Below are 13,207 nucleotides of genomic sequence, written 5' to 3' on the forward strand. Positions count from 1 at the left end.
GCTGCGCAGCAGTCGTAAATCCGGGAACCGCGGTTTACCTGCCGGGTTGATTCGTCCGGATTTGGGGCCGCTTCGCAGCCCAGCGGGAGCAAGCTCCCTCGCCACAGGTTTTGTGTTCGACTCACATTTTCTGATCAAGGCCCGCCAATGACTGCCAAACGCACCTCTAAAGCACCCGCCGGCGTGGTTCGCGTGCGTGGCGCCCGGGAGCACAACCTGAAGAACGTCGACGTCGACATTCCTCGTGATGCGCTGGTGGTGTTCACCGGGGTGTCCGGTTCGGGCAAGTCGTCGCTGGCGTTTTCGACGCTGTATGCCGAAGCCCAGCGACGCTATTTCGAATCGGTGGCGCCGTATGCGCGGCGGCTGATCGATCAGGTCGGCGTGCCGGATGTCGATTCCATCGAAGGCCTGCCACCCGCCGTGGCCTTGCAACAGCAGCGCGGTACGCCGAGTACGCGTTCGTCGGTGGGCAGCGTGACCACGTTGTCGAGCCTGATCCGCATGCTCTATTCTCGGGCCGGCAGTTATCCGCCGGGGCAGCCAATGCTGTACGCCGAGGATTTCTCGCCGAACACCCCGCAGGGCGCCTGCCCTGAGTGCCACGGCCTCGGACGGGTCTATGAGGTCACCGAAGCACTGATGGTGCCCGACCCGAACCTGACCATCCGCCAACGCGCCGTGGCCTCCTGGCCGCTGGCGTGGCAGGGGCAGAACCTGCGCGACATCCTGGTGACCATGGGCATCGACGTCGACATCCCCTGGAAGAAACTGCCGAAAAAACAGCGCGAGTGGATTCTGTTCACCGAAGAAGCTCCGACCGTGCCGGTGTACGCCGGGCTGACGCCGGAAGAAACCCGCGTCGCCCTCAAGCGCAAAATGGAGCCGAGTTATCAGGGCACCTTCACCGGCGCCCGGCGCTACATCCTGCACACCTTCACTCATTCGCAAAGCGCGTTGATGAAGAAGCGGGTTTCGCAGTTCATGCTCGGCAGCCCGTGCCCGTTGTGCGACGGCAAGCGCCTCAAGCGCGAGGCGCTGTCGGTGACGTTCGCCGGTTACGACATCGGTGAGCTGTCGCAGATGCCGTTGCTGCACGTAGCCGAAGTATTGAAACCCGTGGCAGCGGCAACGTATCTGGAACACGCCGAAGAAACCGGCGAAACCCTGAGTCACGCGCAAACCCGTGAGGCTCGCCAGCAACGCGTCGCCCACGGTGCCAGCGGTCATGTCAGCGCGCCGGATGTACGCCATACGCCGAACCTGTCGCTGGAGAAGCGTCTGGCGGCGCAGCGCATTGCCGAGGATCTGCTGGAGCGAGTCAGCACCCTGACTGAGCTGGGCCTGGGTTATCTGGCGCTGGAGCGCAGCACGCCGACGCTGTCGTCCGGCGAGCTGCAACGTTTGCGTCTGGCAACGCAATTGGGTTCGCAGCTGTTCGGCGTGATTTACGTGCTCGACGAACCGTCCGCCGGGCTGCATCCGGCTGATGGCGAGGCGCTGTTCGAGGCCTTGCAGCGGCTGAAGGCCGACGGCAACACGCTGTTTGTGGTCGAGCATGATCTGGAAACCATGCGCCGCGCCGACTGGCTGATCGATGTCGGCCCGGCGGCGGGCGAGAAGGGTGGCCGGGTGCTGTACAGCGGTCCGCCGGCAGGGCTGGCCGAGATCGACGAATCGCAGACCCGGGCCTACCTGTTTACCGAAGCCCGAGGCACCTCGCGCACCGCACGCCAGCCGCGCGGCTGGCTGCAACTCGATGGCATCAGCCGCAATAACCTGAACAACCTCAGCGCCGAATTTCCCTTGGGCTGTTTCACCTCGGTGACTGGGGTTTCCGGCTCCGGCAAGTCGAGTCTGGTCAGTCAGGCGCTGCTGGAACTGGTGGGCGCGCAGTTGGGGCGGCCAGCGGTTGAGCAGGAGCCTGAAGAGCTCAGCCTCGAAGACGACGCACCGCAGGCCAGCAGTGGCCAGGTGACGGCGGGGCTGGAGTCGATCAAGCGGCTGGTGCAGGTGGATCAGAAACCGATTGGCCGTACGCCGCGTTCGAACCTGGCGACCTACACCGGGCTGTTCGACAACGTGCGCAAACTGTTCGCTGCCACCGCCGAAGCGCGGGCGGCGGGGTACGACGCCGGGCAGTTCTCCTTCAACGTCGCCAAGGGCCGCTGCCCGACCTGCGAGGGCGAGGGCTTTGTCAGCGTTGAATTGCTGTTCATGCCCAGTGTGTACGCGCCGTGCCCGACCTGCCATGGCGCGCGGTACAACCCGCAGACGTTGGCGATTCAGTGGCAAGGCTTGAGCATCGCGCAGGTGTTGCAACTGACAGTGGACGAGGCGGTTGAGGTGTTCGCCGAACAGCCGGGGATTCACCGCTCACTGCAAGTGCTGCGTGACATCGGCCTCGGCTATCTGCGGCTCGGGCAACCGGCCACCGAGCTGTCCGGTGGCGAGGCGCAGCGCATCAAACTGGCCACCGAGCTGCAACGCAATCAGCGCGGCGCGACGTTGTACGTGCTGGATGAACCGACCACCGGGTTGCACCCGCGGGATGTCGACCGGCTGCTGGAGCAACTGGACAACCTGGTCACGGCGGGGCACACGGTGATCGTCGTCGAGCATGAAATGCGCGTGGTGGCGCAGAGTGACTGGGTGATCGACATCGGCCCGGGGGCCGGGGATCAGGGCGGCAAAATTGTCGCCGCCGGCACACCGCAGAAAGTCGCCGCGAGCAAGAAGAGCCGCACGGCGCCGTTTCTGGCCCGGGCCTTGAGCCGATAACTGCGGTGTCCCGAACGGCCCTTTCGCGAGCAGGCTCACTCCTACACGTTTATGGGCGTATTCAGAAGATGAGTACACCGTAATCCTCTGTAGGCGTGAGCCTGCTCGCGATAGCGGAGTATCAGCAAAGCACGAGTTGGCTGACCTGACGCCATCGCGAGCAGGCTCACTCCTACACGTTTATGGCTGTATTCGGAAGATGAGTACACCGCAATCCTCTGTAGGCGTGAGCCTGCTCGCGATAGCGGAGTATCAGCAAAGCAGGCGTTGGCTGACCTGACGCCATCGCGAGCAGGCTCACTCCTACACGTTTATGGGTGTATTCAGAAGATGGGTACACCGTAATCCCCTGTAGGAGTGAGCCTGCTCGCGATAGCGGAGTATCAGCAAAGCAGGAGTTGGCTGACCTGACGCCATCGCGAGCAGGCTCACTCCTACACGTTTATGGCTGTATTCAGAAGATGAGTACACCACAATCCTCTGTAGGAGTGAGCCTGCTCGCGATAGCGGAGTATCAGCAAAGCAGGCGTTGGCTGACCTGACGCCATCGCGAGCAGGCTCACTCCTACATGTTTATGGGTGTATTCAGAAGATGAGTACACCGCAATCCTCTGTAGGAGTGAGCCTGCTCGCGATAGCGGAGTATCAGCGAAGCAGGAGTTGGCTGACCTGACGCCATCGCGAGCAGGCTCACTCCTACAGGGTCTGGAGTCGACTCATCTTCTGAAAACTGTCGCGTGTTCGAAACCAGCGATGTTTTGAACGTTGGCGCTACCCAGGCTTCGAATCTTCAAGGCCGGCCGGTTTCAGTCGCGCCGGTAGTGAAAAACGAGGTGGTTATGAACGACCAAACGAAGCAGCAACAGACCGATGGCGATCAGGCACAAAGTGCCGATCCGGCGGTGGATCAGAAGAACAAGCATACCGACAACGACAATGACTTCAGCCCGGGCTTCAAACCGCAGCCTGATCGTGCAAAGCCGGGTGAGGAGACGGACGCCGATATTGACACGGACGGGGGCTAGTCCACGGCAGAAACGATAAGGCCGCATTCAATGAATGCGGCCTTTTTGGTGCGCCGTTACTTGCCTGGATGCTTGGCCTGCAGCTCTTTGGCGGCTGTCAGGTGTTTTTCCAGCGCCGGCAGCATTTTCTGCGCGAAGGCTTTCAGCTCGGTAGCGCCCTTGGTCTTGTCGTCGGTCACGGTGTTGGCTTCTTTCTTGAACAGTTCGATGGTTTCTTCGTGGGCCTTGACCTGGTTGTTGGCGTAGGCCGCGTCGAAGGACTCATCGCGCATGTCGAGAATCTTTTCCTTGGCCTGCTTGACCAAGGTGGTGGTGTCCGGAACCTCGATGTCATTGGCCTTGGCAATGCTGGCCAGTTCGTCGTTGGCCTTGCCATGGTCGGTGATCATCATGTTGGCGAACGCCTTGATGTCGGCCGACTGGCTTTTTTCCAGGGCGAGGCGGCTGGTCTCGATCTCCGAGATGCCACCGGCAGCGGCGTTGTCGACAAAACTGTTCGAGGTGGCGGCGAAGGCACTGCCCATACCACTGCTCAAAGCGACAGCCAATACGAGATGACGCAGGTTGAATCCGTCCATTGGTGTTTCTCCACTCAGGTTTTTGTTGACGTTATTCAATGGAGGGAGCGACGCGGGTAAAGGTTTGATCGCGTTTACGACAGGGCGACGAACGGCCACCGCTGGTCTGACAGGTGGTCGACAGAACGGCCTAACCAAGGCCATTCTGATACTCGCTGACGCAATCGGTCGCGTCGGCTGCCGATCAACTGACGGAGGTGTTCCATGCCGGTTCCCCATGACCTGTTTCAGGACTTGAGCTGCACGAAGGAAGAGATCCAGCAAAAACGCACCCAGGATCCACGACTGGATTCACTGATCAACAAGTATTCCCAGGCTGACGCTGAGGTGGTCAAGGCCGAAACGGCCACCTCGGACGCCCCCAGCGACGACGCACTCAAAAAACTCAAAGAGAAGCGTCTGAAGGTCAAGGACGAAATTGTCAGCCATTTGCAGGCTCCGTCCTGATAGCCGGGTGATCCGCCGACCCACGGTTGCGGATTGATTGGAACGACAGCCACCACCGGCACCTCGAATGTTCAGAGTCTTCATTCAGCGACTCTTTACGAGGTGCCTTATGAACAAACCCAGATTCCCCAGTGAAGAGCAGGGCGCATTCGACCCGGTTCCAACGCATCCGGAGCCCAACAGCCCGGCCCACACCACGACGCGGCCTGAAGAACCGGACGAGGATCTTCCCGAAGACGAAGATCCCGACAAGTTCGACAGGTCCGGAAACTGACAGATCGCTTTCGCGAGCAGGCTCGCTCCCACAGTTGAAATGCAATCCTCCGTAGGAGTGAGCTTGCTCGCGATGAGGCCAGCACAGTCGATATCGTCATCGCCTGACACACCGCGTTCGCGAGCAAGCTCCCACATTTGCCAGGCATCACTTCAACGCATCTGCCAACGGCAACCGCGCCATGTGCGAAGCCTTCAACGAACCCAGATACAACCAGTCCCCATACTCGCGCGCCGTGGTGATCGGCGAGTAATTGCCGCTGCTGGCATCCTGCAGATTGGCGATCACCTTGCCCTCCAGATCCAGCCCCAGCACAAACCCGCGTTTCTCCACCGGTTTGGGCAGCACGGTCAGTGCCCGCACGATCATCTTGCGCAGCAACGGATGCCCGGCGGTGCCATCGAGCAAGGCGTTGCGTGGCGCGTAGAGCGCGACCCAGAAGCGGTTGCTGCCATTGAACGCGAGGTTGTCTGGCAGGCCCGGCAGGTTGTCGATGAACAGGTCGTGGGTTCCTGCCTTGGGGCCGCTCAGCCAGTAGCGACTGATGCGATAGGCGCCGGTTTCATTGACCAGCACATAGGCGTCATCCGGGCCGAGGGTCACGCCGTTGGCGAACTGCAGCTTGTCCAGCAGCACGCTGGTCTTGCCGGTCTGAAAGTCGTAGCGCAGCAAACGCCCGTCGCCACCGTGCTCGATGATCGCCTCACCGTCATGGCCGTAGCCCCAGCGGCTGCTGGCATCGCTGAAATAGGCATAATGCCCGGGCTTGTCGATGGCCACATCGTCGGTGAAGCCGAACGGCACACCGTTGGCTTCCGTGGTCAGGGCGGTCAGTCGCCCTTGGGCGTCGAGTGACAGCAAGCCCTTGACCCCGTCGGCGATCACCAGCAAACCGTTGGGATGCCGCGCCAGACCGAGAGGGCGGCCGCCAGTGTCGCTCAGAACTTTGCGCGTCTTGCCGTCGAGGCTGGTGCGGATCAGCCGGCCGTCATGCAGGCCGGTGATCAGGAAGTCGCCTTCCAGCAGCAGTGCTTCCGGGCCATCGATGTCGCCCGGACCGACCTGTTCGACAGCCTTTAGCCGCTGGTTTTCGGCGTACAGCCCTTCGCTCAACGACGGTGCCGGTGGCGGCTTCCAGGCCACCGGTTGCACCTTGGTCGGCATCAGCAGCAGAAACGCGATGATGAGGATGACCAGCAGCAACAGCAGTCGCTTCATGAGTGATGCCCCGTCAGCGCCAGGTGTTTGAGCGTCATGTCGCGCAGGGCCTGCATCGACGTGGCGGACTCACGCTCGATGCGCCGCTTCAACAGCAACAGATTGGCAACACGCATGCCCAATCCGTCGAACCGATAATCCAGCGTGCGCACAAATCGCGTGCCGTCGGACTCGGCTGTGCATTCGTAGGTCAGCAGCAACGACAAACCATTATCGCCCTGCGCTCGTGCGCACCAGCGCCGACCGGGCAGATACTCGGTGACTTCCCAGCTCAAGTGACCGGCGCGCCCGCCGGCATGAATGTCTTCTTCGAAGCGCGCGCCGGCATGCAGCGGGCCTTGCGGGCCGTCGATCTTCAGTGACGACGGGTGCCATTCGGGCCAGTGGCTGACGCTGGCGGCGTAGCGAAGCACGGCGATCGGTTCGCCGGCGATGTCGATCTGGTGCTGCATGCGGGTCATGGGCGCTCTCGAATAACGCAACGGGGTGGGTTGCGGCTCCCAGTACAGGGTGCCGAACAGGTAGTCCATCAGCGGAAAAACGATATTGAAATTGCGCTCCTGCATGCGCTCGCGGCGGTGATGCAGTTCGTGCAGATGGCGCATCTGGTGGATCCACGGCAGGCGGGTCAGCGGATTGTTCGGCGGCAGATGCTCACAGGCGTGAAACACCTCGTAGGTCAGATAACCCAGGACCATGCAGCCGCCGAACAGGCCGGCAACGTTGGCGTTGACCTGCGCAAGCAGCCACCACAGCGGCAGCGTGATCAGCAGCGTATGCACGACGACCAGCCAGGCCGGAAACAGGATCACCCGCCAGTCGCGGGCGCCGTCATAGGTCATGTGGCCGGGGGTGAAAAAGCTGTGGTGGTCACCGGCATGCCGCGCATAGAACAGTTTGGCGAAGGTCTTTTTGTGGTGGCCGAGATGGCGATGGACCATGTACACGCCGAAATTGAAGAACAGCAGGGTCAATGGCACGGTCAGCCATTCCAGCGCCTGCACCTGCTGCACGCGGCTCCAGAACGCGCCGATCGCCAGCACGCCGAACAGCAGCACGAACGTTCCGTGCAGCCACGGGTTGTATAGCGGATGGATGGCCGCACGGTAGCGGCTGCGAAATGCCTCGGTGGTCTGCCTCACTGCGTTCACCTGTGGGTATTGTTGTTATACCCGGCAGATTAGCCGATCCGGCCGTTTGTGCAGGCCGCCGCTTGAGGTCACTTGCGCCATGCTCCGGTGTAAAGCGGCCGATTCAGCTCAACGGGTTCCAGCGTTGCGACCAGTCGTCATCGGTCGCGATCACCTGCCGCAGCAGATCGAAGGCCTGCTGCAGCGTGGCCGAGTCACGTTCGCGGGCGTACACCAGATAGGTCGGGTAGCCGAACTCCGGGGCCTTGGTCACCGCTTCGAGCGCGCCGGTTTCCAGATAGCTGCGCACCACGCGCGTGCGGAAGTAACCGCTGCCGCCGTGCTCGAGGATGTATTGCAGGGCCAACGGGCCGAGGTTGAAGCTCAGCGCGGCCTTGGCTTTGTCCGGCAGGGCGGCGTCGTGCTGCCGCCGGAAGTCCGGACCCCAGTCGATGTAGACATAGGGATCGGGGCGGTTCGGGGCGCGCACCAGAATCAGTTTTTCTTCCAGCACCTGCTCGACTTGCAGGCCGGGCCAGTATTCCGGCTGATAGACCAGCGCGGCATCGAGTACGCCGAGTTCGAGCTGGCGCAGCAGGTTTTCGCCGTCGCGGATCTCCATGCGCAGGGCATGTCCGGGGATTTTTTCGCGCAGTTCAGCCGCCCAACTGAGCATCAACGGGTTACACAGGCTGACTTCACCGCCGATGTGCAGCACGTTGTGATAACCGTCCAGCAGCGGCAGGTCTCGCCGCGCCGCTTCCCAGGTCTGCACCAGTTGATTGGCGTAGACCACGAAAGCTTCGCCATTGGCCGTCAACTTTGCCCCGGCGCGGTTGCGCACGAACAGCGTACTGCCCAGCTGACTTTCGAGTTTCTGCACCCGGGCGGTGATCGCCGTTTGCGTGACGAACAGCTTCTGCGCCGCCGCAGCCAGGCTACCGTGGCGGACGATTTCCAGAAAAGTACGGGCGAGGTCGATGTCCATGGGCGGGTCGGTGTCTGAGGGGCTGACATTGTAAGTGCCGGCTCGACACCGCGTCATCGTTCATCGCGAGCAGGCTCACTCCTACAGGGTTCTGCGGTGGACATGGGTTTTGCGAACGACGCAAATCCTTGTAGGAGTGAGCCTGCTCGCGATGGCAGTCTGCCTGTCAAACCATTGTTGCCTGACACACCGCTTTCGCGGGCAAGCCCGGCTCCCACAGTGTTTGGCGGTGGACATGGATTTTGCGAGCGACGCAAATCCCTGTAGGAGTGAGCCTGCTCGCGATGGCAGTCTGTCTGTCAAACCATTGTTGCCTGACACACCGCTTTCGCGGGCAAGCCCGGCTCCCACAGGGTTTGGCGGTGGACATGGATTTTGCGAACGACGTAAATCCCCGTAGGAGCGAGCCTGCTCGCGATGGCGGTGTGTCTGTCAAACCATTGTTGGCTGACACACCACCTTCGCGGGCAAGCCCGGCTCTCACAGGGTTTGGCGGTGGACATGGATTTTGCGAACGACGCAAATCCCTGTAGGAGCGAGCCTGCTCGCGATGGCAGTCTGCCTGTCAAACCATTGTTGCCTGACACACCGCCTTCGCGGGCAAGCCCGGCTCCCACAGGGTTTGGCGGTGGACATGGATTTTGCGAACGACGCAAATCCCTGTAGGAGCGAGCCTGCTCGCGATGGCAGTCTGCCTGTCAAACCATTGTTGCCTGACACACCGCTTTCGCGGGCAAGCCCGGCTCCCACAGTGTTTGGCGGTGGACATGGATTTTGCGAACAACACAAATCCCTGTAGGAGTGAGCCTGCTCGCGATGGCAGTCTGTCTGTCAAACCATTGTTGCCTGACACACCGCTTTCGCGGGCAAGCCCGGCCCACAGTGCTTGGTGGTGGACATGGATTTTGCGAACAACACAAATCCCTGTAGGAGTGAGCCTGCTCGCGATGGCAGTCTGCCTGTCAAACCATTGTTGCCTGACACACCGCTTTCGCGGGCAAGCCCGGCTCCCACAGGGTTTGGCGGTGGACATGGATTTTGCGAGCAACACAAATCCCTGTAGGAGTGAGCCTGCTCGCGATGGCGGTCTGTCTGTCAAACCATTGGTGACTGACACACCGCCTTCGCGGGCAAGCCCGGCTCCCACAGGGTTTGGCGGTGGACATGGATTTTGCGAACGACGCAAATCCCTGTAGGAGTGAGCCTGCTCGCGAAGAGGCCCGCCCGGTCACCCCAGCATCAGCCCGCCAACTCAACCTTGCGCACCCGCGCCCAGTCCGCCACCAGCCGCGCCGGCGTGCCGCAGGCTTTGCGCTTGTAGACGAAGTGACTGCACTTCTCGGAGAACTGGTTGCGGTTGTAGAGCATGTCTTCCTGCATTTCCTGCAGTTCGCTGTCCCGGCATTGCTGAATCAGCACCTGATCAACCCGTAACTTGCGTTCCCGCACGGCGACATAGGTCGGATCGGTCAGTGCCGCGTTGGCCCGTTGCAGCAGCCACAGCGAGAACTCGTCCGGGCAGCGCGGGCCGATTTCCTGGACCATGCCCAGTTGCAGCGCCTGTGTGGCGCTGACCGGCAGACAGGCCTGAGTCAGTTGCTCGGCCATCGCCGGGCCGACCGCACGGGGCAGGCTGTAGGTCCAGTATTCGGAGCCATACAGGCCCATGCTCTTGTAATGCGGATTGAGCACAATATCGGCCCGGGCAAACACAATGTCGGCGGCCAGCGCCAGCATCACGCCGCCGGCCCCGGCATTGCCGGTCACGCCGCTGACCACCAGTTGTCGCGCACTGAGCAGCTCGGCGCAGACATCGTCGATCGCCTGAATGTTCGCCCAGGCCTCGGCACCCGGGTCCTGTGCGGCCTGAATCACGTTCAGGTGCACACCGTTGGAAAAGCTGCCGCGTCCCCCCTTGATCAACAGCACGCGGGTGTCACGGGACTTGGCCCAGCGCAGCGCTTCGACCAAGCGCTGGCACTGTTCGGTGCTCATCGCGCCGTTGTAGAACTCGAACGTCAGTTCACCGACATACCCGGATTCGCGATAGCGGATCGGCTGATACGCCTCGTCGTTGAACGGCTCGCTGGCGATCGACCAGTCGAGGGTCGGCACGCCGGCCAATTGCCCGGCCAGCACATGCCGCGCCGGTCGTTTGAAGGTTTCTTCGCCGGGTTGCGGTTTGCGCCGCAGCGAACCGATCCACAAGCTGTGATCGCCGGTGGCGACCAGCACCGCATCGTCATGCACCGCGAGGATCTTGCCGGGAATGCCGGTGCGCTGATCGGGGTGGGCGTCGTACACGTAATACTGCCCGCCGGCCAGACTCGCCAATACCCCGGGCTGGCCGTCGGCGGCGTCGATGCAGCGTTTGATAAAGCGCGAGCAGTCGTGCCAGCTGAAGGTGCGGTCGGCCTGTTTCATGTTCGGTTGCAGGCGGCCACGGACTTTGCGGTCGGTGTAATCCAGTGCGACGGGAACAAAGCCTTCCATGAATTTCTCGACCACTTCGCGAATGCAGCGAATCGCTGCATCGCTGACCCGGCCGTTGTACAGCTCGGATTTGCGCAAGCCCGGTGGCAGGTTGAATTCGCAGGTGGCCCAGACCGGGCCGGCGTCCATTTCTTCTACCGCTTGCAGGGCGGTCACCCCCCAACTCGTCAGTTCGTTGGTGATCGCCCAGTCCAGCGCACTCGCGCCACGGTCGCCGACGATGCCTGGGTGAATGATCACCACCGGACGCCGGGCATTGCTCCACAGTGCGTGGGGGACGCGGTCCTTGAGGAACGGGCAGATCACCAGATCGGCGCCGCTGTGTTCGATTTGTTCGCACACCGAGGCTTCGTCGGTGAACACCACGACGCTGGGTGAGTGCCCGGCCTGGCGTAGTTCCAGCCAGGCACGTTGGGTCAGGCCGTTGAAGGCCGAGGACAGCAGAATAATCTTGAGTGATCGCATGGTTTTCTTCCCTGAAAAGTCAGCCGCAGGCTCCCGGTGAACCGTCCTTGGCGTTCGATGGAGCGGGCAGATTAGTGAGTGCTTCAGGGCTGGCCACTGACCGGGGTCAACGTTGTGTCAGTCAATATTTCTGCGGCGACGGAACGCCTTATTCTCAATAGTTTGCTTATCCTGATTTTTTATTGCTTCAAATGTAGGCACGGCCTGACTTACTTGTTTATCAGTCACGACCTGGCGGTGGTGCGGGCGCTGGCCCATGACCTGATTGTGATGAAGGAGGGCGGGGTGGTGGCGCGGGGTGAGACCCGCGAGCTGTTCAGCGCTGCGCAACACCCTTATAGGCAAGAGTTGCTGGCCGCGTCATTCGCCGGTTGATGACCTTCACCAGTGGCGTGTCAGGCAACAATGATATTGCCAGAGCTGACGCCTTCGCGAGCAAGCTCGCTCCCACAGGGGGATTGGGTTGTGTCGGGATTTCCGGGTTGCCGCCGGATCCAGGGTGGGAGCGAGCTTGCTCGCGAAAGCAATCAGGGCGTCAGCGAATTCCTTGATGCCTGAACGCAAAAATCCCGCCACCAGGGCGGGATTTTCTTCAAACCGGACGACGTCTTACGACGGGAACAGCTCGGACAGTTTCATCGACAGCATCATGTCGCCTTCAACGCGCAGCTTGCCGCCCATGAACGCCTGCATGCCGTCGGTTTCACCGCTGACGATACCTTTCAGGGTTTCGCTGTCCATGATCAGTGTGCAGTTGGCATCCGGGTTTTCGCCTTCCTGGATGTTGCAAGTGCCATCCTTGACGATCAGCGCGTAGTGCTTGTCTTCGTCGGTGATGTTGAAACCGAAGACCAGATCCAGACCGGCAGCGGCGGCTGGGTTGAACTTGGCTTGCATCGCTTTTACGGCATCAGCTACGGAGGTCATGGTTCGATCCTTTCTTGGGTAATAGGAGCTGGGTGGTTACAGCAAGGGTCACAGTAATCCGGGACTCAGCGGAAAGTGATGAGTTCCGGAGCCTTCAGCAGTTGCAGATGTGCATGACTGTTGAAGGAAGCCAAAGCCACCTCGCGACCGCGGAACTTCAGCTGGTTGAGCGAGGTGTTGACGATTTGCCAATTCAGTTCGAACGCCTGCCTGGCAGGCATTTGGGTAATCAGATGGAGCAGGGCGGTGATAGTGCCGCCGGAGGTGAACACGGCGATTTTCTGGTTGCCGTCGGCCTGTTCGAGGAGGCGGTGCAGCCCGCCCTGAACCCGCTCGACGAAACCCAGCCAGCTTTCCAGCCCCGGAGTGTCGTAGGTGCCAGCCAGCCAGCGCTCGATGACCAGAGCGAAAATGCGCTGGAACTCGGCGCGGTTCTGCGCCGCGTTGCGCAGGATGTCGATGGCTTCCGGTTCGTCCGTGAGCATGGCGGGGATCAGGGCGCGGATGACCGCGTCGGCATCGAATTCGTTGAACGCGGCGTCGGTTTCCAGAGCCGGTACCGGCAGACCTTTGGCGGTGAATTGCTCCAGCGCACTGGTGGCCGTGTGCTGCTGACGGCGCAGGTCGCCGCAGAGGCAGCGATCGAAACGGATCCCCAGTTCGGCGAGGTGCTGGCCGAGGATTTCTGCCTGACGCACACCGATCGGCGACAGGACGTCATAGTCGTCTGCACCAAAGGAGGCCTGGCCATGTCGAATCAGATAGATGCTGCCCACGTCCGCGTCATCCCGGTACGTTGAAGGTTTGGCGAGGTTATGAGGATGACGGAGTGCTGTCAATGAAAAAACATACGCTTGTTTGAAATGCTTGTTACAGGCCTG

General features: G+C 61.4%; 11 protein-coding genes and 1 pseudogene. 5 read left to right on the forward strand and 7 right to left on the reverse strand.

Annotation, left to right across the window (positions count from 1 at the left end; all coding sequences use genetic code 11):
• The first annotated feature begins 147 nt into the window (after positions 1 to 147).
• Positions 148 to 2,781 (forward strand): excinuclease ABC subunit UvrA, encoded by a 2,634-nt coding sequence (locus tag KKQ10_RS01245; RefSeq protein WP_215499830.1) that lies wholly within the window; start codon positions 148 to 150, stop codon positions 2,779 to 2,781.
• Positions 2,782 to 3,518: 737 nt separating this feature from the next.
• Positions 3,519 to 3,806, forward strand: coding sequence for a hypothetical protein (locus KKQ10_RS01250; protein ID WP_274658965.1), 288 nt, complete (start codon positions 3,519 to 3,521; stop codon positions 3,804 to 3,806).
• 56 nt (positions 3,807 to 3,862) lie between these two features.
• Here KKQ10_RS01250 and KKQ10_RS01255 read toward each other — a convergent pair whose 3' ends face one another.
• Positions 3,863 to 4,384 (reverse strand): DUF4142 domain-containing protein, encoded by a 522-nt coding sequence (locus KKQ10_RS01255; protein WP_215499832.1) that lies wholly within the window; start codon positions 4,382 to 4,384, stop codon positions 3,863 to 3,865.
• A 204-nt stretch (positions 4,385 to 4,588) separates the two neighbouring features.
• On the opposite strand from KKQ10_RS01255, the gene KKQ10_RS01260 reads away from it, so the two are divergent.
• Both KKQ10_RS01260 and KKQ10_RS01265 read left to right on the forward strand, forming a co-directional pair.
• Complete coding sequence (locus KKQ10_RS01260; protein WP_127652680.1) at positions 4,589 to 4,831, forward strand: DUF465 domain-containing protein; 243 nt, start codon at positions 4,589 to 4,591, stop codon at positions 4,829 to 4,831.
• A gap of 109 nt (positions 4,832 to 4,940) precedes the next feature.
• Positions 4,941 to 5,105, forward strand: a complete 165-nt coding sequence (locus tag KKQ10_RS01265) for a hypothetical protein (RefSeq protein ID WP_164747930.1) — start codon at positions 4,941 to 4,943, stop codon at positions 5,103 to 5,105.
• A gap of 147 nt (positions 5,106 to 5,252) precedes the next feature.
• On the opposite strand, the gene KKQ10_RS01270 is transcribed toward KKQ10_RS01265, so the two are convergent.
• The 4 genes from KKQ10_RS01270 to KKQ10_RS01285 all read right to left on the reverse strand — a co-directional run bounded on the left by KKQ10_RS01270 (position 5,253) and on the right by KKQ10_RS01285 (position 11,399).
• Positions 5,253 to 6,323: an SMP-30/gluconolactonase/LRE family protein gene (locus tag KKQ10_RS01270; protein WP_127652679.1), complete on the reverse strand. Its 1,071-nt coding sequence runs from the start codon at positions 6,321 to 6,323 to the stop codon at positions 5,253 to 5,255.
• Entirely contained in the window at positions 6,320 to 7,465 is a 1,146-nt protein-coding gene (locus KKQ10_RS01275) for a sterol desaturase/SRPBCC family protein (protein ID WP_127652678.1), read from the reverse strand. Before KKQ10_RS01275 ends, KKQ10_RS01270 begins: the two co-directional genes overlap by 4 nt.
• Before the next feature lie 112 nt (positions 7,466 to 7,577).
• Positions 7,578 to 8,441: a LysR family transcriptional regulator gene (locus KKQ10_RS01280; RefSeq protein ID WP_045122483.1), complete on the reverse strand. Its 864-nt coding sequence runs from the start codon at positions 8,439 to 8,441 to the stop codon at positions 7,578 to 7,580.
• A gap of 1,239 nt (positions 8,442 to 9,680) precedes the next feature.
• Positions 9,681 to 11,399 carry a hydrogenase maturation protein gene (locus KKQ10_RS01285; RefSeq protein WP_215499834.1) on the reverse strand — a complete coding sequence of 573 codons (1,719 nt, stop codon included), beginning with the start codon at positions 11,397 to 11,399 and terminating at the stop codon, positions 9,681 to 9,683.
• Positions 11,400 to 11,594: 195 nt separating this feature from the next.
• Between KKQ10_RS01285 and KKQ10_RS01290 the strand changes: the two are divergent.
• Positions 11,595 to 11,774: pseudogene (locus tag KKQ10_RS01290) on the forward strand (microcin ABC transporter ATP-binding protein); the annotation flags it as partial.
• A 234-nt stretch (positions 11,775 to 12,008) separates the two neighbouring features.
• Here KKQ10_RS01290 and KKQ10_RS01295 read toward each other — a convergent pair.
• The gene (locus tag KKQ10_RS01295) at positions 12,009 to 12,326 is read right to left on the reverse strand and encodes an SCP2 sterol-binding domain-containing protein (RefSeq protein ID WP_127647735.1); all 318 of its coding nucleotides are present in this window, start codon (positions 12,324 to 12,326) and stop codon (positions 12,009 to 12,011) included.
• A gap of 65 nt (positions 12,327 to 12,391) precedes the next feature.
• Entirely contained in the window at positions 12,392 to 13,102 is a 711-nt protein-coding gene (locus tag KKQ10_RS01300) for a histidine phosphatase family protein (protein WP_215499836.1), read from the reverse strand.
• Positions 13,103 to 13,207 lie beyond the last annotated feature (105 nt).

It is taken from the genome of Pseudomonas sp. MG-9 (assembly GCF_018729515.1).
Lineage (GTDB): Bacteria > Pseudomonadota > Gammaproteobacteria > Pseudomonadales > Pseudomonadaceae > Aquipseudomonas > Aquipseudomonas serboccidentalis.